A 25087-nucleotide genomic window follows, 5' to 3' on the forward strand; every position below is an offset into this window, starting at 1 on the left:
CGACGCTCGCGCGTCTTATCCGACCTACGGGGAGCGCATCCGGCAATGGTGGCCAAATGCAACACGTTTTATCCGTTCTGGACTTCACCCGCTAACCAACGAGCCGCAGCAATAACCCCCTGCCCCAGAGACAATCCGCCATCACCCGCCGGTAAACTCTGCGGAAAGAGCAATGTGAAATCAGCGAGATAATGCGCCAGACGTGCACGCAGCAAACGGTTATGAATAACCCCACCGCTAAATACCAGCGTAGTGATACCGCGCATCGTGGCCTGCTCACGCATCAACGCGGCAAAACCCTGCGCCAGCGCATCATGAAACGCCCACGCGCGTTGATTAACCGGTGCCTGCCAGTTCAGCCACTGCTGCCAGAAAGTGGCGAGATCCAGTTGATTGTCCACCAGCGGCATCGTCACCGGATGCGTCACTCCGTGGCACGAAGCTGCGAGTGCCTCCAGGGCACAAGCCGCTTCACCTTCATAACTTAACGTGGCTGGCGCACAGCCCAGTGCCGCCGCTACGGCATCGAACAAACGCCCACACGATGACGCCAGCGGCGCGTTAATTCCACGCTCAATGGCCCGCGCCAGCACGCTCCAGTTTTGCTGTTGCACACTTGCCGTTTCAGGATAATTCTGCCACTCCGGCACAAAGCGCAGGCACTGCGCCAACAGGTTTCGCCACGGCTGCTTTGCAGCCAAATCGCCCCCCGGAAGCGCCACTGCAGGCAAGCCGCCCAGGTGCTGGCATTCGCGATAGTTCACCCGCAGGCACTCGCCGCCCCACAAAGCGCCGTTCTCCCCCATACCGATACCGTCGAGCGTCAAAGCAATGACATCCCCGCCATCCAGTGGCCAGTGATGTTCTGCCAGACACGCCGCCGCGTGAGCATGATGATGCAGCACCGTTTGCGTCGGCAGATTCATTTCGCTCGCCCACTGGCTGGAGACATAGCCCGGATGCACGTCATGCACAACGTATTGCGGGGTAAAATCGTAGATGTTTTGCATCAGGCGTAACGCTTCGCGCCACTGCATCTGGATGCCATCGTCACTTAAATCGCCCAGATGCTGACTCAACACCGCTTGTTCACCGCGCACCAGGCAGAAGGTATTTTTCAGATCCGCGCCGAGACACAGCACAGGCGGAACATTTTTAAAGCCCGGAGGCAAAGCCAGCGCGTCCGGCACATACCCCCGCGAACGGCGCAGCATTTCGCCGCTTTCGCGCACCACTGAATCATCCATCCGCAGCACGATGTCGCGGTTATGTATCAAGAATCCGTCGGCAATGCCCTGCAAATCCTCCAGCGCCTGTTCGTTGCTGATAGCCGGTGGTTTACCGCTCAGGTTGCCGGAGGTCATCACCAGCGGGCATTGCAATTCCTGTAACAGCAAATGCTGGAGCGGATTCGCAGGCAACATCACCCCGACTTCGTTAAGGCCAGGGGCGATATCATCACAAAGCTCAGGAACGTATTTTTTATCCACCAGCACAATCGGCGCGGCGGGCGTGGTGAGCAACTGGCGGGCAGCGTCTGGTAAACCGTCTGCCGCTGGCAACATAACCGCCAGCGGTTTCGCTGGGCGATGTTTGCGCGCCCGAAGTGTCGCCACCGCGTTACTGTTACGCGCATCGCAGGCGAGATGAAATCCGCCAATCCCTTTGATGGCGACAATGTTGCCCATTTTTAACTGTGCGATAGCTGCCTGTAATGCCGCCTCTTGTTCCTCATGTTCACCATGACTTACCCATTCAAGATGCGGGCCACACTCCGGGCAGGCCACCGGCTGGGCGTGGAAGCGACGATCGAGCGGGTCACGGTACTCTTTGTCACAAGCCGAACACAGCGGAAACGCCGCCATCACGGTAAACGGGCGGTCGTAAGGCATCGCGCGAATAATGGTGAAACGCGGGCCGCAGTGGGTACAGTTGATAAACGGATAACGATAACGCCGTTCGCCTGGGGTATTCATTTCGACAAGGCAAGCAGGGCAAGTGGCGGCATCGGGAACAATTTGCGTATTCATGGCGCCGCCTGCGCTCTGGCGGATGGTGAACTCAGTGGGCAGTTGTGACCAGATAAACGGCTCACGCTCGACGCTATCAATACGCGCCAGCGGCGGACAGTGCTGATGTAATTGAACAAGAAACGTTTCCGGGTCTTCCAGCAGCCGGACTTCTACGCCATCGCCGTCATTACAGACATCGCCGTGAAGATTTAATTGCTGTGCCAGCTGCCAGACAAACGGACGAAAACCGACGCCCTGCACTTTGCCACGAATACGCAGTTGGACACCGCAAGATGTGTTTTTTGCCATTGAGTTATTCCCGCCATCATGAATTGCGTAACCCGCCCAGCCGGACACGACAGCGTCGCATCCGGCAGCCATAGGTCGGCGATACCGCCCGCACCGTATTCTACGAATATTTCCGGGAATTCCTTTGATGCCAGAACAGTTCTGTAAGATTTTTAGAACATCAGCGCCGTGCGGCGGCGTTTTTCTGCGCTCAGTTGTTCAAGTTTATTACGATCGACACAAATCAGCGCATGGGTCGGGCAAGCCGCCATACACGCCGGGCCGTCTTCACGATGGTTGCACAGGTCGCATTTATTGGCTTCAGCTTTGTCAGCACGTACATTCAGCCCCGCGCCGCTGTTGCGAATCACCGGACGTACCACCACTTCCATCGCGCCATACGGGCAAGCCACAACGCAGGTTTTGCAACCAATGCAACGTTCCTGCATCACATGAACAAACCCTTTATCACGGCTGATAGCACCATTCGGGCAGACGTTAGCGCACGGTGCATCTTCACACTGACGGCAGACTGTTGCCGTGGAAATGTTCACACCTTTAATGACATGGATTCGCGGTAAAAAAGTTTCCGGGGTCAGCGATGCACAGTCCTGATTCTCTTGATGAGAAACCACGCACGCCACTTCACAGGTACGGCAACCAATACATTTACTCGCGTCAGCAATGATGAAACGGTTCATCAAATTCTCCAGCAATGACAGTTAATGCGCCGATACATTCACAAATCATGCCAGTTTTTAATTTACTGTTATTTAAGGAAATTAATTTCTGCGATGCAGGAAAAACGATGTCATCGACACTAGTGACGATGACATGTGATGACAGTGTTTATTGCGAAAGAGCAATGAGTGAGTCGCGGCGGATCAGTTTTCCGCTGAAGGTTTTCGGCGGTGAGAAATCCCCGCCATCGAGCATAAAAATCAGCCGCCCAATAATTTCCTGAATCATCTCAGTCACCGGAATTTTTACGCTGGAGAGCGCCGGAACGGTGTAGGGGGCAATTGCGATATCATCGAATCCAATCACCGATACCTGCTCTGGCACCGCTACGCCGCGCTCGTGTAACGCTTTCATCGCACCTATCGCCATATCGTCGTTACTGGCAACTAACGCGCTAAATTTAGCCCCACGTTCGAGCAACGTTTCTACCCCTTCGGCCCCGCTGGCGGGCGTCCATTTACCGTTAGCGATAAGTTTTTCATTGAGAGCAATACCATGCTGCGACAGCGCGTCTTTATACCCGGCAAGACGTTCAATGCTGGTGGGGGAATCCATCGAGCCGGTAAGGAAAGCAATCTCCTGATGTCCGGCGTTTATCAACTCTGCCACGGCATTAAAGCTGGTCTGTTTATGATCGCACCAGACGCTATGGCTGCTGTTTTTGCGCAGGCGGCGATTAAGCACCATTATCGGCTGACTGTGCGCGTCAATGATGTCATCGATCTCATCCACGCTTAAAAAACGCGGGTAAATCATGATGGCGTCGCAGCGCAAATCCAGCAGATACTGAATCGCCTGGCGCTCCTCTTCGGCGCTATGTTTGCCATCTGCCAATAGCAACTGTCGCCCTTTCTCTTCCGCCATTCGCGCGGCATGAAACAGTAATTCACTAAAATAAATGCCGTGGTAAAGCGTGTTGGTCACTACCAGCCCCAGCGTCTGAGTACTCTTCGCCGACAGATTACGCGCCAGCAAGTTTGGGCGGTAACCGCTCTCTTCTACCGCCTGAAACACGCGATCTTTAGTCTCCTGGCTGACGTAGCCATTACCTGAAAGCACACGGGAAACGGTCGCTTTTGAAACCCCGGCGCGCTTCGCCACTTCCAGCATCGTCGTCATCATTTTCATCCCTTTACACGCAATCAACGGAGTGTACTGCACCGTTTGCCGATTGTCCTTGCGCAATCGGCGGGAAAAATATTCAGGTGACCGGTTTCACAAATATAAAAAATGAACAATTAACTTTCTTGCTTATTTTTTGACAACTATTCATGATTTTGTGAAACCGGTTTCTTAATTCCGTTTCAGCATCGGCATTTTTCCGTCCCGTCGACTGATAACCACTACATCTACCCTACTGATAACAGGATAAAATCCGATGGCCAAAAATTATGCGGCGCTGGCACGCTCGGTGATAGCGGCACTGGGCGGCGTTGATAACATCTCGGCAGTCACGCACTGTATGACGCGTTTGCGCTTTGTTATCAAAGATGACCAGCTTATCGACAGCCCGACGTTAAAAACCATCCCCGGCGTGCTCGGCGTGGTACGTAGTGACAACCAGTGTCAGGTAATTATCGGCAATACCGTTTCGCAAGCCTTTCAGGAAGTCGTCAGTCTGCTGCCGGGAGATATGCAGCCCGCACAGCCCGTGGGTAAACCCAAACTCACGCTACGTCGCATTGGTGCGGGGATCCTTGATGCGCTGATCGGCACCATGTCACCGCTGATCCCGGCGATTATCGGCGGATCGATGGTCAAACTGCTGGCGATGATCCTCGAGATGAGCGGCGTGCTGACAAAAGGATCGCCGACCTTAACCATTCTGAATGTGATTGGTGACGGTGCTTTCTTCTTCCTGCCGCTGATGGTCGCGGCTTCGGCCGCCATCAAATTTAAAACCAATATGTCGCTGGCGATTGCCATCGCGGGTGTGCTGGTACATCCGAGTTTTATTGAACTGATGGCGAAAGCGGCCCAGGGTGAACATGTCGAATTTGCCCTGATTCCGGTCACCGCGGTGAAATATACCTACACGGTGATCCCGGCGCTGGTGATGACCTGGTGCCTGTCATATATCGAACGATGGGTGGACAGCATTACACCGGCGGTAACCAAAAACTTCCTCAAGCCGATGCTGATTGTGTTGATTGCCGCACCACTGGCAATCCTGCTAATTGGCCCGATTGGTATCTGGATCGGTAGCGCCATTTCGGCGCTGGTTTACACCATTCATGGTTATCTGGGCTGGCTTTCAGTCGCCATTATGGGCGCGCTGTGGCCTCTGCTGGTAATGACCGGGATGCACCGCGTCTTTACGCCAACCATCATTCAGACCATTGCCGAAACCGGCAAAGAAGGGATGGTCATGCCGTCCGAGATCGGCGCTAACCTGTCGCTGGGCGGTTCATCACTGGCGGTGGCGTGGAAAACGAAAAACCCGGAACTGCGCCAGACGGCGCTGGCTGCGGCGGCATCAGCCATTATGGCGGGGATTTCCGAACCGGCGTTATACGGCGTGGCGATCCGCCTGAAACGTCCGCTTATCGCCAGTCTTATCAGCGGTTTTCTTTGCGGCGCGGTTGCCGGTATGGCGGGGCTTGCCAGCCACTCAATGGCAGCGCCGGGGTTATTTACCAGCGTGCAGTTCTTCGACCCGGCGAATCCAATGAGCATCGTCTGGGTGTTCGCCGTCATGGCGCTGGCGGTTGTGCTGTCGTTTATCCTCACACTGTTGCTCGGCTTTGAGGATATTCCTGTTGAGGAAGCGGCTGCCGAGGCGCGAAAGCATCAGAGCGCACAACCGACCGTCGCCAAAGAAGTAAGTCTTAATTGAGGATGAAAATGTCAGTATTTCCGCAAGGTTTTTTATGGGGCGGCGCGCTTGCCGCCAACCAGTCTGAAGGTGCGTACCGTAAAGGTGGCAAAGGGCTGACCACGGTCGATATGATCCCACACGGCGAGCATCGAATGGCGGTGAAACTGGGGCTGGAAAAACGTTTTCAGTTGCGCGATGACGAGTTTTATCCCAGCCATGAGGCGACGGATTTTTATCATCGTTATAAAGAAGATATCGCTCTGATGGCAGAGATGGGATTCAAGGTTTTCCGTACTTCGATTGCCTGGAGCCGCCTCTTTCCGCAGGGCGATGAACTGACGCCCAACCAGCAGGGCATTGCTTTTTATCGTTCGGTCTTTGAAGAGTGTAAAAAGTACGGCATCGAACCGCTGGTCACGTTATGCCACTTCGATGTGCCGATGCATCTGGTCACCGAATATGGCTCCTGGCGTAACCGCAAGCTGGTGGAGTTTTTCAGCCGCTACGCCAGAACCTGCTTTGAAGCCTTTGATGGCTTGGTGAAATACTGGCTAACCTTCAATGAAATCAACATTATGTTGCATAGCCCGTTTTCCGGCGCGGGTCTGGTGTTTGAAGAAGGTGAAAATCAGGATCAGGTAAAATATCAGGCCGCGCATCACCAACTGATTGCCAGTGCATTAGCCACCAAAATCGCCCATGAGGTTAACCCGCAAAATCAGGTGGGCTGTATGCTGGCAGGCGGTAACTTCTACCCTTACAGTTGCAAGCCGGAAGATGTCTGGGCAGCGCTGGAGAAAGACAGGGAAAACCTGTTTTTTATCGATGTGCAGGCGCGGGGCGCGTATCCGGCTTACTCTGCCCGCGTATTCCGTGAAAAAGGGGTAACCATCGACAAAGCGCCTGGCGATGATGAAATCCTGAAAAATACCGTCGATTTTGTCTCTTTCAGCTATTACGCCTCGCGCTGCGCCTCGGCGGAGATGAACGCCAACAACAGCAGTGCGGCGAACGTGGTGAAATCGCTGCGTAACCCGTATCTACAGGTAAGCGACTGGGGCTGGGGTATTGATCCACTCGGTCTGCGTATCACCATGAATATGATGTACGACCGTTATCAGAAGCCGCTGTTTCTGGTGGAAAACGGCCTGGGCGCAAAAGATGAATTTGCTGCTAATGGTGAGATTAACGATGACTATCGCATCAGCTATTTACGCGAACATATCCGCGCAATGGGCGAAGCGATTGCAGACGGCATTCCGCTGATGGGCTACACCACCTGGGGCTGTATTGATTTAGTTTCCGCCTCAACGGGTGAAATGAGCAAGCGCTACGGTTTTGTCTACGTAGACCGTGACGACGCAGGCAACGGTACGCTGGCGCGCACGCGTAAGAAATCGTTCTGGTGGTATAAAAAAGTGATTGCCAGTAACGGTGAAGATTTAGAGTAAGTAACAGTGCCGGATGCGGCGTGAACGCCTTATCCGGCCTACGTGTCGCACGAACCAGGAAGGCCCGATAAGCACAGCGCATCGGGCAATCTGGCGTTTGCTATCAGTTCTGATTCCCTCATCAAGAACATCCCTGTCCTGATTCCTTACTGAAAAACTACTCTTCTTCCACCGCTAACTGCGTAAATCCGCCGTTCCCTTCCCAGCCTTCCAGTCGTTGATAAACGGTTTCAACCGCATCTTTAATCGGCTGGGTCATCGGGTAGTAAAAGCCGACGATATCCGGCTGGATGCCGAGGAAAATCACTTCGCCAATATCTTCTTTCAACTGGTCGATAAGGTAGTTCAACGGCATGTTATGGGTAGTCATCATAAACATCTCGGCGATGTCATCCGGGTCGATGATGCGGATCTCGCCGGGGTTTAGTCCCATATCAGTGGCGTCGACAATCAGCAGTCGTGTCGGGCGCAGTTCGCGGATGGCGACAATGTCGTTTTCCGGTGCGCTACCGCCATCAATCACCACCCAGTTACCTTTCGGCGCGGCGGCGCACTTTTCCGCCAGCAGCGGACCTGCGCCATCATCGCCCATCATGCTATTGCCAACACAGAGTAAAACGTCAGTCACGCAATCTCCTCACCATCAAATAGATGGCGTTTTCCTGATGAATATCGTGCAGCATACTTAACAGCATTGTACTCCATTCCTTCTGCTGCGAAGTTTGCACTGCCCGGGCTTTATCGAATGCGTTGGCCAGCATCGGCACATGGTTAATGTCGATGACGATCTCACCATATTTCGGCACGCCTTCCATTTTGCGGCGGGCTTCGCTGCCCGCTTCCAGAGTAGCAATCCATGCCAGATATTCATCCCACGGGCAGGTGAGCGCCGCTTCCAGGCAATCGATAACCCCAAGGTGGTGACCAATCGCCAGGCTGTAATAGACCACCTGCTGCGCCTCTGCGGGCGTGGCATCGTTCTCATCAATAAATTTACGGCTCAGTTGACTGAACACCACCTTTTCACTCATCGGATACGCGCCTCTTCAACAACATGATTCAGATGGCTGACAATCTCGTTCAGACGCGGATCGTTTTCCGCTTCCAGCCAGCGTGCAACCTGTTCTTCCCCCTGCCCTAACTGTGTCAGGAAGTCATCGGCAATCTGACGACCGTAGCGGTAACCCGCCAGGCGGCGTGCTTCGCGATCCACTTTCACGCGCAGCGGCTGCACCATATCGCCATGCAGGATCTCAGCCGGTTGTTCATCCTGCTCACCCGGGCCACGGGCGTGAATTTTCTGCTCCAGCAGGCCGAGTGCCATTGCAAAGCCGTACAGCGTGGCGGCTGGTGTTGGCGGGCAGCCAGGGATATAAACATCCACCGGGACGATTTTATCCGTACCGCCCCACACGCAGTAAAGATCGTGGAAAATGCCGCCGCTGTTGCCGCAGGCACCGTAGGAGATACAGATTTTCGGGTCCGGCGCGGACTGCCACGCACGTAGCGCAGGGGATCGCATTGCACGGGTGACCGCGCCGGTAAACAGTAAAATATCCGCATGACGCGGTGACGGAACGACTTTAATGCCGAAGCGTTCTGCATCGAAAAGTGGCGAAAGCGTGGCGAAAATTTCGATTTCGCAGCCGTTGCAGCCGCCGCAGTCCACGCGGTAAACGTAGGCAGAACGTTTGATTTTTTTCAGTAACGACGCCTTCATGCTGGCGATGGACTCATCCACCGTCATCGGGACCGGAATGCCGTTGGCGTCACGGGGGCCTAATAAATTGCTCATCAGATGGCCTCTTTCATATGGCGAGTCAGTTCAATACGGTCGGACGGCACCAGGCATTTCTGGCGCTTACATTCCGGGCAAGTCTCAAAGCTTTCGCGGTGGTTTTCCGCGCGGCTGTCGCCGTTGTGCTTAAGCAGCGCAATGGCGTAGTCGATCTCTTTCTGGACGGCGAAAGGACGATTGCAGACGCGGCAGTTGCACAGCGCGAATCGGGACTGTTGCAGGAAATCTTCTTTCTTCCACACCGCCAGTTCGTACTCTTGCGACAGTTTGATCGCCGCCGTCGGGCAGACTTCTTCGCAGCGTCCACAGAAGATGCAGCGGCCAAGATTGAACTCCCAGGCCAGCTCACCGGTGGCGAGGTCAGTTTCAACCGTTAAGGCGTTTGACGGGCAGGCATTGACGCAGGCCGCGCAGCCGATGCACTGCTGCGGGTTCTGCTCTGGCTTACCACGGAAGTTTTTATCAACCGCAATCGGCTCCAGCGGATAAGACGAGGTCGCCGTGCCGGTTTTGATAACTTTTTTGATAAAGGTAAACATGGCGATTCCTTATTTCAGCGGCGAGTTTTTACGCTCAATGCTGTAGCGCTCGAGTTCTTTATACGGCACCACTTTGCTCTTCTTCTTACGCACATCGACCACGGTCATGCGGTCGGTACAGGAGTAGCAAGGGTCCAGGCTACCGATAATCAGCGGCGCATCGGAAACAGTGTTGCCACGCAGCATGTAGCGCAGGGTCGGCCAGTTCGCGTAGGTCGCGGCACGGCAGCGCCAGCGGTACAGCTTCTGGTTGTCACCGGTCATGCTCCAGTGGATATCATCGCCGCGCGGCGCTTCGGCAAAGCCCAGCGCGAAACGGTGCGGAATGTAGGTAAAGCCTTCCACCATCAGCGGGCCGCCCGGTAGGTTATCCAGACCGTAGTCGATCATGTTCAGCGCGGTATAGACTTCGTTGATACGCACCTTCAAACGGGAAATAACGTCGCAGCCCTGCTCGCTGTGGACTTCCATTGGCAGCAGGCCATAACCAACAAACGGGTGATCGGCACGGGTATCGCGGGCGTGACCGCTGGCGCGGACCATCGGGCCAACGTTACTGAAATCGCGGGCAATTTCCGGGTCCAGACGACCAATGCCAACGGTGCGCTGTTCCATGTTCGGAGTGCTCAGCAGCACATCCACCAGCTCCTGCACTTCACGACGCATCTGCTGTGCCAGTTGACGGGTCTGGATCATGTCATCTTTCAGCAGATCGCGACGAATCCCGCCGATCAGGTTCAGGCCGTAAGTTTTACGCGCACCGGTAAGGATCTCCGCCATTTTCATTGAGGTTTCACGCACGCGGAAGAACTGCATAAAACCGGAGTCAAAGCCAGTGAAGTGGCAGGCCAGGCCGAGGTTCAGCAGGTGCGAGTGCAGGCGTTCCACCTCCAGCAGAATGGCGCGGATCATCTGCGCGCGTTCTGGCACCTGAATACCCATCGCGTTTTCCACTGACGTGGTGTAGGCGGTGCTGTGGGCGAAGCCGCAGATCCCGCACACACGGTCAGAGAGGAAGGTCACTTCGTTGTAACCCATGCGGGTTTCCGCCAGTTTTTCCATGCCGCGATGGACATAGAACAGGCGGTAGTCGGCGTCGATAATGTTTTCGCCATCGACGAACAGACGGAAGTGACCCGGTTCGTCAGAAGTGACGTGCAGCGGACCAATCGGCACGACATTGTTTTTCTTGTCGCCCAGTTCGTTGATGAACTCGTAGGTTTCAGCATCGGTGGTCGGTGCCGGACGTTGACGATAATCCATGCTGTCTTTACGCAGCGGGTAGAGTTCATCCGGCCAGTCATCCGGCAGCACCAGACGACGTTCATCCGGCAAACCAACCGGAATCAAACCGTACATATCGCGCACTTCGCGCTCGCCCCACACCGCCGCCGGAACGCGTGGCGTCACGGACGGATACTCCGGTTTGTTGGCGTCAACTTCAACGCGCACGGTTACCCAACACTTGGTGCCTTTCTCCATCGACAGCACGTAGTAAACGGCGTAATGACCGTTCAGTTTGCGTTCGTCGTTACCAAACAGCACCGACAGCCAGCCGCCCTGTTTGTAGTAGAGGAACTCCACCACTTCCGGCAGATAGTTCACCTTCACGGTGACAGTCAGCTGATCTTTGGTCTGCCAGGCGTGGTCCAGCACGACGCCCGGAAATGCCTCATTCAGCGCGGCGAGATAATGTTGACCTAATTTTTCTTCAGACATGCTCAAACTCTCTTTAATCACGCCGCCAGCAAGGAGACGAACGCTAAAAATGCAAAACCAAAACCAGCCCAGGTAATGCGCGGAGTAATATCAAGACGCAGACGGGCCATGCTGTTTTCGAATAGCGCGATAACCAGTACGCCGACCACCAGTTTGACGATGGCAATCACCAGCGCCAGCAGCAGCCCACCAGCGGTGAAGGTTTCCATTTGTCCCCACGGAATAAACACCCCGACGAACATCTGCAACACCACCAGCTGTTTCAGGCTGATACCCCATTTCATTACGCCAAAACCGCTACCGCTGTATTCAGAGAGCGGGCCTTCCTGCAACTCCTGCTCGGCTTCCGCCAGGTCGAACGGCAGTTTGCCCATTTCGATAAAAGTGGCGAATGCACAGGCACAAAGCGCCAGCACCAGCGGGATGCTCTGGCTCAGCGGCCAGTGATAAACGGTGTCGGTGATGTTGCTGATATTGGTGGAACCAGCAACCTGCGCGGCGACCCACAGACCAAGCAGCAGCATCGGTTCGACCAGCACGCCAAGCATCGCTTCACGGCTCGCGCCGATAGCGGTAAACGGGCTACCGGTATCCAGACCGGAAATGGCAAAGAAGAAACGCGCGATGGCGAAGAGATACAGTAAGGTGATCAAATCAGCCAGTTGCGGCAGCGGAGAACCAACGGTTACTACCGGCAGCGCAGTAGCGATAGTCAGCATGACACCCACCATCACATACGGCGTCAGGCGGAACACCCAGCCGGAGGCATCCGGGCCAACGCTCTGGCGGCCCAGCAGTTTGATAATGTCGCGATACTCCTGCAACACGCCCGGCCCGCGACGGTTATGCAGACGGGCGCGCGCCACGCGGGTTATACCGGAGAGCAGCGGCGCAACGGCAAATAACACCAGCGCCTGAATTAACGGATATAAAACACTCATTCTCAGGCTCCTCGTGAAACAATAATCACCACCAGTACCGCCAGTTCAACCAGCGCCATCCGGCGAAACAGCAACGCACTACCTTCGCACTGCCAGCCCGGCACCAGCGACACCGGATTCAGCCATTTGCGCAGTTTCAGCACTGGCGCAAACGCCTGTTTAACCGGCATGGCAAAACCGTGAGCGGTAATCACCATTGATTTTTCGTGGTCGTAGCCGCACACCCAGGCCGCGCCGCGGGAACGTGACGGCAAACGGTCGCCTTTGCAAATCGCCATGATGATGAATGGCAGCAGCGGGCAGGCAATCAGCAGCAGTGTGATCATCGGTTGAGAAACGGTGGTGTTGGCGGGTTCCAGCGGCAGAGGTACAGCAGCCGACAGCATCGGCAGCAGCCACGGCGCAGCAACACCGCCAATTACGCAGCAAATCGCCAGTGCCACCACGCTGACGCTCATCAGGAGCGGCGCACAAGTGGCGTTTTCGGCTTCTTTGGTACGCGGCGCACCGAGGAACGTGACGCCATAGACTTTCGCCATACACATCACCGCCAGCGCACCGGTAATTGCCAGCCCCACAGCGAGCAGCGGCCCCAGCAGACGGGCAACAAACGCGCCACTATTGCTCAGTTTGAAAAAGGATTGATAGATAACCCATTCCCCGGCAAACCCGTTCAGCGGCGGCAGCGCAGCCATTGCCATCAGCCCGACTAACATAGCGATGGAGATAACCGGCATTTTCTTGCCAATACCACCGAGTTTTTCGATATCGCGATGACCGGTACGGAACCAGACGCTCCCGGCCCCGAGGAACAGTACGCTTTTGAACAGGCTATGGTTAAGCAGATGGTACAGACCACCGACCAGACCAAGGGCAATCAGCGCCGGTTGTTCGAGCGCGATACCCGTTACGCCAGCGCCCAGCCCCAGCAGGATAATGCCGATATTTTCCAGGGTGTGGTAAGCCAGCAGACGCTGGATGTTGTGCTCCATCAACGCATACAGACCGCCGACGAACGCGGTGATCATGCCGAGCACCAGCAGCGCGATCCCCCACCACAGCGGCGCGTTACCACCCAGCAGCGACAGGGTTAAAATGCCCAGCAGGCCAATTTTCATCACCACCGTAGAAAACAGCGCGGCAGCTGGCGCAGAGGCGTTAGCATGTGCCTGCGGCACCCAGCCGTGCAGAGGAATAATCCCGGCCAACAGGCCAAAGCCAATCACACCGAGCAGCCAGATATCGGAACCGAGCGGCAGTTGCTGCACGCGCAGATCCAGCAGGCGCAGATCCAGCGTGCCGTAACGCTGCCAGACCAGCCAGCAGGCAATCGCCAGCAGCAAAGTACCAAGACGCCCCAGCGCAAACCACAGTTTGCCCTCTTTACTGTTGCTGGTGAGGAACACCGCGCACAGGGCCATGATTTCTGCCATCACAACTAACATGCCCAGGTTGCTGGCGATGACGGCACAGACGGCCGCAGCCATCAACATATTGATCTGCAAGCCGTTGCACTTCACCTGCGCGTGGCGATGCCAGTCAATGTTGTAGAGGCTGACAAACAGACCGCACAGGCCGAGCGTAATCAGCCAAATCGCGTTAAGCGGAGAGATTTGCACATCGTAGCTTATCAGTGACAGCGCACCGCTCACGCCAACCGCGCCAGTCAGCACGGTGAAACCTGCCGCTGCGGTGTACAGGCTACCAACCGCGCCGCCAATTCCGGCAATCCAGCCGCTTAGTGCCTTATGAAAAGAAAAGAGAAATGCCAGAACAGCGGCGGCGGCAAACCACGCCACGCCGCTATTGATCAGGGAAATTGCGCTCATTTAGCCTCTCCACTTTGAGCCTGCTGAAACAAGGTGAGATCGCCAAAGTCCGTGTTAAAGGTCAGCTCACGCTTACGTTTGCTAACGCGGGCGATATCGGTGTTATCCACCAGGTGCAGGGCTTTGGTCGGGCACATCCGCACGCAGGCCGGACCTTGTTCATCAAAGCTACAAAGGTCACATTTGACGGCGATCGCGCGAATACCTGGCACCCAGTCAAGCAGCGTGCTGACACGCGCCGGAGCAGGCGGTGCCGGTGGCGCTTTCGGGGTATTGGCATTTGCAGGAATATCCAGCGGACGGCTGCCGGAAAATTCGATTGCGCCGAACGGACAGGCGATGCCGCACAGTTTGCAGCTTACGCACAGGCTTTCATTCAGCTGCACGGCCCCATCAACACGAGTGATAGCATTAACCGGGCAGACCACCGCACAGGGCGCATCTTCACAGTGGTGACAGAGCTGCGGCGCAGATTCTTTTTCATTTAGCATCACTCTCAGGCGCGGCATTGATTGCAGGCCGTGCTGGCGATGCGTCTCTGAACAGGCGGCCTCACAGGTGTGGCAGCCGATACAGAGCGTGGAGTCAGCAATTACAAAACGATTCACCGGGCATTCCTCAGGTGATTGTCATTTTTGACGAAAACATGCCGATGAAATGTCATTTTCGACACTCATCGACACGCCCATCCCCAAACAGGCATGATGCCTGCAAACCGGACAAAGCCTCAGCTCATGCTGCTGAGCTTTGTCCCTTTACCAGTTGGCTTAAATTCACCGGCGTATTGTTCTCAATGGCGGTGTATAAGTTGTCGTAAACACCAGCGATTTTTTCGAGATAGTGTTCCAGAACCTGTTCGCGATTGCGGATGTTGACCTTGCCATCAATCATGCCGTCAATGCTTAACTGAGCCTGTGCAATCAGCTGCTTGACTTCGCCGTCTTTCGTTTCGACGTAGTACTCGATGGTGTGGCTGTTAAAACCATCCGCCAGGGTGACGTAAATGCGAAAATGTTCAAAAAGTACGAAACAGAGTTCTTTATCTGGCGCGCAACTCATGGCGTGGTGCAGACGCGCTTTTGATAACGTGATCCCCTGAACCAGCGAATTGCAGTAGATATGCCACTGGTCCTGTAGGCGACGATGCCGCTGTGCGATGTAATCGGCTTTCTCGCTTATTTCCCAAATAGTCATTGTCAGGTTACCCGTTTAACAGAGATGCCAGCCTTAAGCATTTTTTGTGCCAATTTTTAATTCATTGTTATTTTTATACTTTTCATAATACAGCCGACTTTCGACGCCATGACGACGTGTCATTTCGACATCATCGACATTGTTCACATCAGGGATAATCAACACTGGCATAATTATTGCTTATCACGGGCAACAGTTAATGGGAGGCGATATGCACGAAATAACCCTCTGCCAGCGGGCACTGGAATTGATCGAACAGCAGGCCATACAACACGGCGCAAAACGCGTAACTGCGGTCTGGCTCAAAATTGGCGCATTTTCTTGTGTCGAAACCAGCTCTCTTGCCTTTTGTTTTGATCTGGTTTGCCGCGGCAGCGTGGCAGAAGGTTGTAAACTGCACCTCGAAGAACAAGAGGCCGAGTGCTGGTGTGAAACATGCCAGCAGTATGTAACGCTACTGACCCAGCGCGTCCGCCGCTGTCCACAGTGTCATGGCGACATGCTGCGCATTGTGGCAGACGACGGTTTACAGATTCGGCGGATAGAAATAGACCAGGAGTGAGCGATGTGTACAACATGCGGTTGCGGTGAAGGCAACCTGTATATCGAGGGTGATGAACATAACCCTCATTCCGCGTTTCGTAGCGCGCCATTTGCCCCGGCGGCACGGCCGAAGATGAAAATCACCGGCATTAAAGCGCCTGAATTTACCCCCAGCCAGACCGAAGAAGGCGACCTGCATTATGGTCACGGCGAAGCTGGCACTCATGCACCGGGTATGAGCCAGCGTCGGATGCTGGAAGTCGAAATTGACGTGCTGGACAAAAACAACCGTCTGGCTGAACGCAACCGCGCGCGCTTTGCTGCCCGCAATCAGTTGGTACTCAACCTGGTTTCCAGCCCTGGTTCCGGTAAAACCACCCTGCTGACGGAAACTTTAATGCGCCTGAAAGATAGCGTTCCGTGTGCGGTGATTGAAGGCGACCAGCAAACCGTGAACGATGCAGCCCGCATTCGCGCTACCGGCACACCAGCTATTCAGGTGAATACCGGTAAAGGCTGCCATCTCGATGCACAGATGATCGCTGATGCCGCACCGCGCCTGCCACTGGACGATAACGGTATTCTGTTTATCGAAAACGTCGGTAACCTCGTATGCCCGGCGAGCTTCGATCTCGGAGAAAAACACAAAGTCGCGGTACTTTCCGTCACTGAAGGCGAAGACAAACCGCTGAAATATCCACATATGTTTGCCGCCGCCTCACTGATGCTGCTCAACAAAGTTGACTTGCTGCCGTATCTCAACTTTGACGTTGAGAAGTGCATCGCCTGCGCCCGCGAAGTCAATCCAGAAATTGAAATCATCCTTATTTCCGCCACCAGCGGCGAAGGGATGGGCCAGTGGCTGAACTGGCTGGAGGCACAGCGATGTGCATAGGCGTTCCTGGCCAGATTCGCACCATTGACGGCAACCTGGCGAAAGTCGACGTCTGCGGCATTCAGCGCGATGTTGATTTAACGCTAGTCGGCAGCTGCGATGAAAACGGTCAGCCACGCGTGGGCCAGTGGGTACTGGTTCACGTTGGCTTTGCCATGAGCGTAATTAATGAAGCCGAAGCGCGTGACACTCTCGACGCCTTACAAAATATGTTTGATGTTGAGCCGGATGTCGGTGCGCTGTTGTATGGCGAGGAAAAATAATGCGTTTTGTTGATGAATATCGCGCGCCGGAACAGGTGATGCAGTTAATTGAGCATCTGCGCGAACGTGCTTCACATCTTTCATACACCGCCGAACGCCCTCTGCGGATTATGGAAGTGTGCGGCGGTCATACCCACGCCATCTTTAAATTCGGCCTCGACCAGTTACTGCCGGAAAACGTTGAGTTTATCCACGGACCTGGTTGCCCGGTGTGCGTTCTGCCGATGGGCAGAATCGACACCTGCGTGGAGATTGCCAGCCATCCGGAAGTCATCTTCTGTACCTTTGGCGACGCCATGCGCGTACCGGGGAAACAGGGGTCGTTGTTGCAGGCAAAAGCACGCGGTGCTGATGTGCGCATCGTCTACTCGCCAATGGATGCGTTGAAACTGGCGCAGGAGAACCCAACTCGTAAAGTGGTGTTCTTCGGCTTAGGGTTTGAAACCACCATGCCGACCACTGCCATCACTCTGCAACAGGCAAAAGCCCGCGATGTGCAGAATTTTTACTTCTTCTGCCAGCACATTACGCTGATCCCCACGCTGCGCAGTTTGCTGGAACAGCCGGACAATGGCATCGACGCGTTCCTCGCGCCGGGCCACGTCAGTATGGTAATTGGCACCGACGCCTATAATTTTATCGCCAGCGATTTTCATCGTCCTCTGGTGGTCGCTGGTTTCGAACCTATTGATCTACTGCAAGGCGTGGTGATGCTGGTAGAGCAGAAAATAGCGGCCCACAGCAAGGTAGAGAATCAGTACCGGCGAGTGGTGCCAGATGCGGGTAATTTGCTGGCACAACAGGCGATTGCTGACGTCTTCTGCGTCAATGGCGACAGCGAATGGCGCGGCTTAGGCGTGATTGAATCGTCTGGTGTGCACCTGACGCCGGATTATCAACGATTCGATGCCGAAGCACATTTCCGCCCAGCACCGCAGCAGGTTTGCGATGACCCGCGCGCACGTTGTGGTGAAGTATTGACCGGCAAATGTAAGCCGCATCAATGCCCGCTGTTTGGTAACACCTGTAATCCTCAAACCGCGTTCGGCGCACTTATGGTTTCCTCCGAAGGAGCATGTGCCGCATGGTATCAGTATCGTCAGCAGGAGAGTGAAGTGTGAACAATATCCAACTCGCCCACGGCAGCGGCGGCCAGGCGATGCAGCAATTAATCAACAGCCTGTTTATGGAAGCCTTTGCCAATCCGTGGCTGGCAGAACAGGAAGATCAGGCACGTCTTGACCTGGCGCAATTAATGGCAGAAGGCGATCGTCTGGCCTTCTCCACTGACAGCTACGTCATCGACCCGCTGTTCTTCCCTGGCGGTAATATCGGCAAGCTGGCGATTTGCGGCACGGCCAATGACGTTGCGGTCAGCGGCGCTATTCCGCGCTATCTCTCCTGTGGATTTATCCTCGAAGAAGGATTGCCGATGGAGACGCTGAAAGCCGTGGTTACCAGCATGGCAGAAACCGCCCGCGCGGCAGGCATTGCCATCGTTACTGGCGACACCAAAGTAGTACAGCGCGGCGCGGCTGATAAACTGTTTATCAACACCGCTGGCATGGGCGCAATTCCGGCGAATATTCACTGGGGAGCACAGACGCTAACCGCAGGCGATGTGTTGCTGGTTAGCGGTACGCTCGGCGACCACGGGGCGACTATCCTTAACCTGCGCGAGCAGCTGGGGCTGGATGGCGAACTGGTCAGCGATTGCGCGGTACTGACGCCACTGATTCAGACGCTGCGCGACATTCCCGGCGTGAAAGCGCTGCGCGATGCTACCCGTGGTGGAGTGAACGCGGTAGTTCATGAGTTCGCGGCAGCCTGCGGTTGCGGTATTGAACTTTCAGAAGCAGCGCTACCGGTTAAACCTGCCGTGCGTGGCGTTTGCGAGCTGCTGGGTCTTGATGCCCTTAACTTTGCCAACGAAGGTAAGCTGGTGATTGCTGTAGAGCGTAACGCGGCAGAGCAAGTGCTGGCGGCGCTGCGTTCCCACCCACTGGGACAAGATGCAGCATTAATTGGCGAAGTGGTTGAGCGTAAAGGTGTTCGTCTCGCTGGACTTTATGGCGTGAAACGAACTCTCGACCTACCACACGCCGAACCGCTACCTCGTATATGCTAATAAAAATCTAGCCCCTGGAATTTGTCATTTACCTTTTGCACCGCTTAGCGGTGCTTTCCTGGAAGAACAACATGTCGTATACACCGATGAGTGATCTCGGGCAACAAGGGTTGTTCGACATCACTCGGACACTATTGCAGCAGCCCGATCTGGCCTCGCTGTGTGAGGCTCTTTCGCAACTGGTAAAGCGTTCTGCGCTCGCCGACAACGCAGCTATTGTGTTGTGGCAAGCGCAGACTCAACGTGCGACTTATTACGCGTCGCGTGACAAAGACAATCCCATTAAATACGAAGACGAAACCATTCTGGCACATGGTCCGGTGCGCAGCATTTTATCGCGCCCTGACACACTGCACTGCAGCTACGAAGAATTTTGTGACACCTGGCCGCAACTGGCTACGAGTGGGCTATACCCCAAATTTGGTCACTATTGCCTGATGCCGCAGGCCGCGGAAGGACATATTTTTGGCGGTTGTGAATTTATTCGTTATGACGATCGCCCGTGGAGCGAAAAAGAGTTTAATCGACTGCAAACATTTACGCAGATTGTTTCTGTTGTCAGCGAGCAAATTCAGAGCCGCGTCATCAACAATGTCGACTACGAACTGCTATGCCGGGAACGGGATAACTTCCGCATCCTGGTTGCCATCACCAACGCGGTACTTTCTCGCCTGGACATGGACGAGCTGGTCAGCGAAGTGGCTAAAGAAATCCACTACTACTTCGATATCGACGATATCAGCATCGTCTTACGTAGCCACCGCAAAAACAAACTCAACGTTTACTCTACTCACTATCTCGATAAACAGCATCCCACTCACGAACAGAGTGAAGTTGATGAGGCCGGAACCCTCACCGAGCGCGTATTTAAAAGCAAAGAGATGCTGCTGCTTAATCTCCACGAGCGAGACAATTTAGCCCCCTACGAACGCATGTTGTTCGACACCTGGGGCAACCAGATCCAGACGCTGTGCCTGCTACCGTTGATGTCTGGCAACACCATGCTGGGCGTGCTGAAACTGGCGCAGTGCGAAGAGAAAACCTTTACCACCACTAACCTGAGTTTGCTGCGCCAGATTGCGGAACGTGTGGCGATTGCCGTAGATAACGCCCTCGCCTATCAGGAAATCCACCGTCTGAAAGAGCGCCTGGTTGACGAAAACCTTGCTCTGACCGAACAGCTCAATAATGTGGATAGCGAATTTGGCGAGATTATTGGTCGCAGCGAAGCCATGTATAGCGTGCTCAAGCAGGTTGAGATGGTAGCGCAAAGCGACAGTACCGTACTCATTCTCGGTGAAACGGGGACGGGTAAGGAACTGATTGCCCGCGCGATCCACAATCTTAGCAACCGCAATGGTCGGCGAATGGTGAAGATGAACTGCGCCGCCATGCCTGCGGGATTACTGGAAAGTGACCTGTTTGGTCATGAGCGTGGTGCCTTTACTGGTGCCAGCGCTCAGCGCATTGGTCGTTTTGAACTGGCGGATAAAAGCTCGCTGTTCCTCGATGAAGTGGGCGATATGCCACTGGAGTTACAGCCGAAGTTGCTGCGCGTATTGCAGGAACAGGAGTTTGAACGCCTCGGGAGCAACAAAATCATTCAGACGGACGTGCGTTTAATCGCCGCGACTAACCGCGATCTGAAAAAAATGGTCGCCGACCGCGAGTTCCGTAGCGATCTCTACTACCGCCTGAACGTCTTCCCGATTCATCTGCCGCCGCTGCGCGAGCGCCCGGAAGATATTCCGCTGCTGGCTAAAGCCTTTACATTTAAAATTGCCCGCCGCCTGGGTCGTAATATTGACAGCATTCCTGCCGAGACTCTGCGCGCATTGAGCAATATGGAATGGCCAGGTAACGTGCGCGAACTGGAAAACGTCATTGAGCGCGCGGTGTTGCTGACTCGCGGTAACGTCCTACAACTCTCTTTACCCGATATCCCTCTGTCAGAACCTGAAACACCACCGGCCGCGACGGTCGTCGCCCAGGAAGGCGAAGATGAATATCAACTGATTGTCCGCGTATTAAAAGAGACTAATGGCGTGGTTGCCGGGCCAAAAGGCGCTGCACAACGTCTGGGGTTAAAACGCACCACTCTGCTGTCACGGATGAAGCGGCTGGGGATAGATAAAGCGGCATTGGTTTAACAGATGTGGTTATACTCGATCAACATTCAATGAAAGGAGGCAGTATGGCAGTTTCAGCAAGAAATCAATTAACCGGAACAGTTAGCGCAGTCGCAATGGGCGCGGTGAATGATGAAGTAGAACTGACGCTGGCAGGTGGCGCAAAGCTGGTAGCGGTTGTTACCCACAGTAGCCAGCAAGCCCTGGGGCTGGCAAAAGGGAAAGAAGCGATTGCCCTGATTAAAGCCCCGTGGGTAACGCTGGCAACGGAAGACTGTGGACTGAAATTCTCTGCTCGCAACCAGTTTGCTGGCAGCGTTTCGAAAATCACCGAAGGCGCAGTGAATGCCACTGTCCATATCAAAACAGATGCGGGTTTTGAAGTTGTGGCAGTGGTAACCAATGAAAGCCAGGATGAAATGAAACTCACCACAAGATCGCGCGTTATTGCATTGATCAAGGCATCAGCAATCCTGATTGCGACCAAAGCGTAAGCGCCGTATTTGCCGGAGAGAATAAATTCCTCCGGCAAATTTATTTCTTCCGGCGATATTTTTCCGGCAGTTCTGGCACTGGACGTTTATCATCAATCAGATGACGCACGGTTAAGATCGGATGACGCCACAGCATTCTCGGCCCCGCCCACCGCATAATCTGCTTCATCTCTTCACGCTTCGCAGGCTGGTAACAGTGCACCGGACACTGTTTACAGGCAGGTTTCTCTTCGCCAAACACACATTTATCCAGCCGTTTTTGCGCGTAAGCAAACAACGCCTCGTAATGCTCCGGCTCCGCTGACGCCTGCGGGCATTTCGCTTGATAAAGATCGATCATTTTTTTAATCGTCAGTTTTTCACGAGAGATACGCTTGCCGGACATGCTGCCTCCATACTCTTAAGGTGCATTTATATTACAACTTAATTCTAAAGGGGACTATGGCTCTGAAGGAGGAGGTTTCTTCAACCGATGTAATTTTGCGATCTTGTTTCATAGTCATCACGCAAAAGCTGCAAAGCAGCATTTTTCGCGGAACCGGCATCAAGAACTGACCTTTCGCGTCTTCCCCTGAAATGATTAACTCCGGTATCATGTGCGCCTTATGTGATTACAACGAAAATAAAAACCATCACACTACATTTAACATCAGGGAACCGGATCTAATTCCATGAGTGTAATAGAAAATTTCGACGCCCATACGCCTATGATGCAGCAGTATCTCAAGCTGAAAGCCCAGCATCCTGAGATCCTGCTGTTCTACCGGATGGGTGACTTTTACGAGCTATTTTATGACGACGCAAAACGGGCGTCGCAGCTGCTGGATATTTCGCTGACCAAACGCGGCGCGTCTGCGGGCGAGCCGATCCCGATGGCGGGTATCCCCTACCATGCAGTGGAAAACTATCTCGCCAAACTGGTGAATCAGGGCGAGTCCGTCGCTATATGCGAACAGATTGGCGATCCTGCAACCAGCAAAGGGCCGGTTGAGCGCAAGGTTGTCCGTATCGTCACGCCGGGGACTATCAGTGATGAAGCCCTGTTGCAAGAGCGCCAGGATAACCTGCTGGCGGCTATCTGGCAGGACAGCAAAGGTTTTGGCTATGCGACGCTGGATATCAGCTCCGGGCGTTTTCGTCTGAGCGAACCGGCTGACCGCGAAACGATGGCGGCAGAGCTGCAACGCACCAATCCGGCAGAGCTGCTGTATGCAGAAGATTTCGCCGAGATGTCGCTGATTGAAGGTCGTCGCGGCCTGCGTCGTCGCCCGCTGTGGGAGTTTGAAATCGACACCGCGCGCCAGCAGTTGAACCTGCAATTTGGCACTCGTGATCTGATTGGTTTCGGCGTCGAGAACGCGCCACGCGGGCTTTGTGCTGCCGGTTGCCTGTTGCAGTATGCGAAAGATACCCAACGTACGACTCTGCCGCATATTCGTTCTATCACCATGGAACGTGAGCAGGACAGCATCATTATGGATGCCGCGACGCGCCGTAATCTGGAAATTACCCAGAACCTGGCGGGCGGTGCGGAAAATACTCTGGCTTCTGTGCTTGATTGCACCGTCACGCCGATGGGTAGCCGTATGCTGAAACGCTGGCTGCATATGCCAGTGCGCGATACCCGCGTGTTACTAGAGCGCCAGCAAACTATTGGCGCATTGCAGGATTTTACCGCTGAGTTACAGCCTGTGCTGCGTCAGGTGGGCGACCTGGAACGTATTCTGGCACGCCTGGCGTTGCGTACTGCTCGCCCGCGCGATCTGGCCCGTATGCGTCACGCTTTCCAACAACTGCCAGAACTGCGCGCGCAGTTAGAAACTGTCGATAGTGCACCGGTGCAGGCGCTACGTGAGAAGATGGGCGAGTTTGCCGAGCTGCGCGATCTGCTGGAGCGCGCAATCATCGACACGCCGCCGGTCTTGGTACGCGACGGTGGTGTTATCGCACCAGGCTATAACGAAGAACTGGATGAGTGGCGGGCGCTGGCTGACGGCGCGACCGATTATCTGGAGCGTCTGGAAATCCGCGAGCGTGAACGTACCGGCCTGGACACGCTGAAAGTCGGCTTTAACGCGGTTCATGGTTATTACATTCAGATCAGCCGTGGGCAAAGCCATCTGGCGCCAATCAATTATATGCGCCGCCAGACGCTGAAAAACGCTGAACGTTACATTATTCCAGAGCTGAAAGAGTACGAAGACAAAGTCCTCACTTCAAAAGGCAAAGCACTAGCACTGGAAAAACAGCTTTATGAAGAGTTGTTCGACCTGCTGTTGCCGCATCTGGAAGCGCTGCAACAGAGCGCGAGCGCGCTGGCAGAACTCGACGTGCTGGTGAACCTGGCAGAACGGGCCTATACCCTGAACTACACCTGCCCGACCTTTATTGATAAACCTGGCATTCGCATTACCGAAGGCCGCCATCCGGTGGTTGAACAGGTACTGAATGAGCCGTTTATCGCTAACCCGCTGAACCTGTCGCCACAGCGTCGCATGTTAATCATTACTGGCCCGAATATGGGCGGTAAAAGTACCTATATGCGCCAGACCGCACTGATTGCGCTGATGGCCTATATCGGCAGCTATGTACCGGCACAAAAAGTCGAGATTGGCCCGATTGACCGTATCTTTACCCGTGTGGGCGCGGCGGACGATCTGGCATCCGGGCGTTCAACCTTTATGGTGGAGATGACCGAAACCGCTAATATTCTGCATAACGCCACCGAGTACAGTCTGGTGTTGATGGATGAGATTGGACGCGGGACGTCCACTTACGATGGTCTGTCACTGGCATGGGCGTGCGCGGAAAATCTGGCGAATAAGATTAAGGCATTGACGCTGTTTGCCACCCACTACTTCGAGCTGACTCAACTACCGGAGAAAATGGAAGGCGTCGCCAACGTGCATCTCGATGCACTGGAGCACGGCGACACCATCGCCTTTATGCACAGCGTGCAGGACGGCGCGGCGAGCAAAAGCTACGGCCTGGCGGTTGCTGCGCTGGCAGGCGTGCCGAAAGAGGTGATCAAACGCGCGCGGCAAAAACTGCGCGAGCTGGAAAGCATTTCACCGAATGCCGCCGCTACGCAGGTGGATGGTACGCAAATGTCTTTGCTATCAGTACCAGAAGAAACTTCGCCTGCGGTCGAAGCTCTGGAAAATCTCGATCCAGATTCACTCACCCCGCGTCAGGCGTTAGAGTGGATTTATCGGTTGAAAAGTTTGGTGTAAAAATAATTCCCGATAGTCTTTTGCTATCGGGAATATTAACGACAACTGACAAATCAAATAAAAATACCCTGT

23 protein-coding genes are annotated in these 25087 nt (G+C 54.5%); 10 read left to right on the top strand and 13 right to left on the bottom strand.

Going from position 1 to position 25087, the window contains the following annotated elements:
• Positions 1 to 68: 68 nt before the first annotated feature.
• The 3 genes from hypF to ascG all read right to left on the bottom strand — a co-directional run bounded on the left by hypF (position 69) and on the right by ascG (position 4160).
• Positions 69 to 2321 carry a carbamoyltransferase HypF gene (gene hypF, locus D9738_RS00480; protein ID WP_130259318.1) on the bottom strand — a complete coding sequence of 751 codons (2253 nt, stop codon included), beginning with the start codon at positions 2319 to 2321 and terminating at the stop codon, positions 69 to 71.
• Between the two features lie 152 nt (positions 2322 to 2473).
• A complete protein-coding gene (gene hydN, locus D9738_RS00485) occupies positions 2474 to 3001 on the bottom strand; it encodes an electron transport protein HydN (RefSeq protein ID WP_001078777.1) in 528 nt (175 codons plus the stop codon).
• Between the two features lie 148 nt (positions 3002 to 3149).
• Positions 3150 to 4160 (bottom strand): DNA-binding transcriptional regulator AscG, encoded by a 1011-nt coding sequence (gene ascG, locus D9738_RS00490; protein WP_165383309.1) that lies wholly within the window; start codon positions 4158 to 4160, stop codon positions 3150 to 3152.
• Positions 4161 to 4419: 259 nt separating this feature from the next.
• Here ascG and ascF point away from each other — a divergent pair, with 259 nt between their 5' ends.
• Positions 4420 to 5877 (top strand): PTS cellobiose/arbutin/salicin transporter subunit IIBC, encoded by a 1458-nt coding sequence (gene ascF / locus D9738_RS00495; RefSeq protein ID WP_130259320.1) that lies wholly within the window; start codon positions 4420 to 4422, stop codon positions 5875 to 5877.
• Between the two features lie 8 nt (positions 5878 to 5885).
• On the top strand, positions 5886 to 7310 hold the full coding sequence (gene ascB, locus D9738_RS00500) for a 6-phospho-beta-glucosidase AscB (RefSeq protein ID WP_130259321.1): 1425 nt from the start codon (positions 5886 to 5888) through the stop codon (positions 7308 to 7310).
• Positions 7311 to 7467: 157 nt separating this feature from the next.
• Here ascB and hycI read toward each other — a convergent pair whose 3' ends face one another.
• The 9 genes from hycI to hycA all read right to left on the bottom strand — a co-directional run bounded on the left by hycI (position 7468) and on the right by hycA (position 15330).
• On the bottom strand, positions 7468 to 7938 hold the full coding sequence (gene hycI / locus D9738_RS00505) for a hydrogenase maturation peptidase HycI (protein WP_130207626.1): 471 nt from the start codon (positions 7936 to 7938) through the stop codon (positions 7468 to 7470).
• Complete coding sequence (gene hycH, locus D9738_RS00510; protein ID WP_001291925.1) at positions 7931 to 8341, bottom strand: formate hydrogenlyase assembly protein HycH; 411 nt, start codon at positions 8339 to 8341, stop codon at positions 7931 to 7933. The genes hycI and hycH overlap by 8 nt, the downstream gene beginning before the upstream one ends.
• Positions 8338 to 9105 (bottom strand): formate hydrogenlyase subunit HycG, encoded by a 768-nt coding sequence (gene hycG, locus D9738_RS00515; RefSeq protein WP_000067399.1) that lies wholly within the window; start codon positions 9103 to 9105, stop codon positions 8338 to 8340. The genes hycH and hycG overlap by 4 nt, the downstream gene beginning before the upstream one ends.
• Positions 9105 to 9647 carry a formate hydrogenlyase subunit HycF gene (hycF, locus tag D9738_RS00520; RefSeq protein ID WP_000493785.1) on the bottom strand — a complete coding sequence of 181 codons (543 nt, stop codon included), beginning with the start codon at positions 9645 to 9647 and terminating at the stop codon, positions 9105 to 9107. Before hycF ends, hycG begins: the two co-directional genes overlap by 1 nt.
• A gap of 9 nt (positions 9648 to 9656) precedes the next feature.
• On the bottom strand, positions 9657 to 11366 hold the full coding sequence (gene hycE / locus D9738_RS00525; RefSeq protein WP_001288134.1) for a formate hydrogenlyase subunit HycE: 1710 nt from the start codon (positions 11364 to 11366) through the stop codon (positions 9657 to 9659).
• Between the two features lie 17 nt (positions 11367 to 11383).
• On the bottom strand, positions 11384 to 12307 hold the full coding sequence (hycD, locus tag D9738_RS00530; protein WP_130207628.1) for a formate hydrogenlyase subunit HycD: 924 nt from the start codon (positions 12305 to 12307) through the stop codon (positions 11384 to 11386).
• A 2-nt stretch (positions 12308 to 12309) separates the two neighbouring features.
• Positions 12310 to 14136, bottom strand: coding sequence for a formate hydrogenlyase subunit 3 (gene hycC / locus D9738_RS00535; RefSeq protein WP_130259322.1), 1827 nt, complete (start codon positions 14134 to 14136; stop codon positions 12310 to 12312).
• The gene (hycB, locus tag D9738_RS00540; RefSeq protein ID WP_001079186.1) at positions 14133 to 14744 is read right to left on the bottom strand and encodes a formate hydrogenlyase subunit HycB; all 612 of its coding nucleotides are present in this window, start codon (positions 14742 to 14744) and stop codon (positions 14133 to 14135) included. Before hycB ends, hycC begins: the two co-directional genes overlap by 4 nt.
• Before the next feature lie 124 nt (positions 14745 to 14868).
• Positions 14869 to 15330, bottom strand: coding sequence for a formate hydrogenlyase regulator HycA (hycA, locus tag D9738_RS00545; RefSeq protein ID WP_130259323.1), 462 nt, complete (start codon positions 15328 to 15330; stop codon positions 14869 to 14871).
• A gap of 211 nt (positions 15331 to 15541) precedes the next feature.
• Between hycA and hypA the strand changes: the two genes are divergently transcribed.
• The 7 genes from hypA (at position 15542) to D9738_RS00580 (ending at position 21782) form a co-directional block, all read left to right on the top strand.
• A complete protein-coding gene (gene hypA, locus D9738_RS00550) occupies positions 15542 to 15892 on the top strand; it encodes a hydrogenase maturation nickel metallochaperone HypA (protein ID WP_130207634.1) in 351 nt (116 codons plus the stop codon).
• Positions 15893 to 15895: 3 nt separating this feature from the next.
• Complete coding sequence (hypB, locus tag D9738_RS00555) at positions 15896 to 16768, top strand: hydrogenase nickel incorporation protein HypB (protein ID WP_130259324.1); 873 nt, start codon at positions 15896 to 15898, stop codon at positions 16766 to 16768.
• Positions 16759 to 17031, top strand: a complete 273-nt coding sequence (gene hypC, locus D9738_RS00560) for a hydrogenase 3 maturation protein HypC (RefSeq protein WP_000334874.1) — start codon at positions 16759 to 16761, stop codon at positions 17029 to 17031. The genes hypB and hypC overlap by 10 nt, the downstream gene beginning before the upstream one ends.
• A complete protein-coding gene (gene hypD, locus D9738_RS00565; protein WP_130259325.1) occupies positions 17031 to 18152 on the top strand; it encodes a hydrogenase formation protein HypD in 1122 nt (373 codons plus the stop codon). Before hypC ends, hypD begins: the two co-directional genes overlap by 1 nt.
• Positions 18149 to 19159, top strand: a complete 1011-nt coding sequence (hypE, locus tag D9738_RS00570; RefSeq protein WP_130207638.1) for a hydrogenase maturation carbamoyl dehydratase HypE — start codon at positions 18149 to 18151, stop codon at positions 19157 to 19159. Before hypD ends, hypE begins: the two co-directional genes overlap by 4 nt.
• 71 nt (positions 19160 to 19230) lie before the next feature.
• Positions 19231 to 21309 carry a formate hydrogenlyase transcriptional activator FlhA gene (flhA, locus tag D9738_RS00575; protein WP_130207640.1) on the top strand — a complete coding sequence of 693 codons (2079 nt, stop codon included), beginning with the start codon at positions 19231 to 19233 and terminating at the stop codon, positions 21307 to 21309.
• 44 nt (positions 21310 to 21353) lie between these two features.
• Positions 21354 to 21782, top strand: coding sequence for a TOBE domain-containing protein (locus D9738_RS00580; RefSeq protein ID WP_130259326.1), 429 nt, complete (start codon positions 21354 to 21356; stop codon positions 21780 to 21782).
• 40 nt (positions 21783 to 21822) lie between these two features.
• Here the strand turns inward: D9738_RS00580 and D9738_RS00585 are convergent, their stop codons facing one another.
• Positions 21823 to 22167, bottom strand: a complete 345-nt coding sequence (locus D9738_RS00585) for a nitrous oxide-stimulated promoter family protein (RefSeq protein ID WP_021560470.1) — start codon at positions 22165 to 22167, stop codon at positions 21823 to 21825.
• A 286-nt stretch (positions 22168 to 22453) separates the two neighbouring features.
• Between D9738_RS00585 and mutS the strand changes: the two genes are divergently transcribed.
• The gene (mutS, locus tag D9738_RS00595; RefSeq protein ID WP_130207648.1) at positions 22454 to 25015 is read left to right on the top strand and encodes a DNA mismatch repair protein MutS; all 2562 of its coding nucleotides are present in this window, start codon (positions 22454 to 22456) and stop codon (positions 25013 to 25015) included.
• Positions 25016 to 25087 lie beyond the last annotated feature (72 nt).

Origin of the sequence: Escherichia sp. E10V5 (assembly GCF_004212315.1) — a bacterium.
Lineage (GTDB): Bacteria > Pseudomonadota > Gammaproteobacteria > Enterobacterales > Enterobacteriaceae > Escherichia.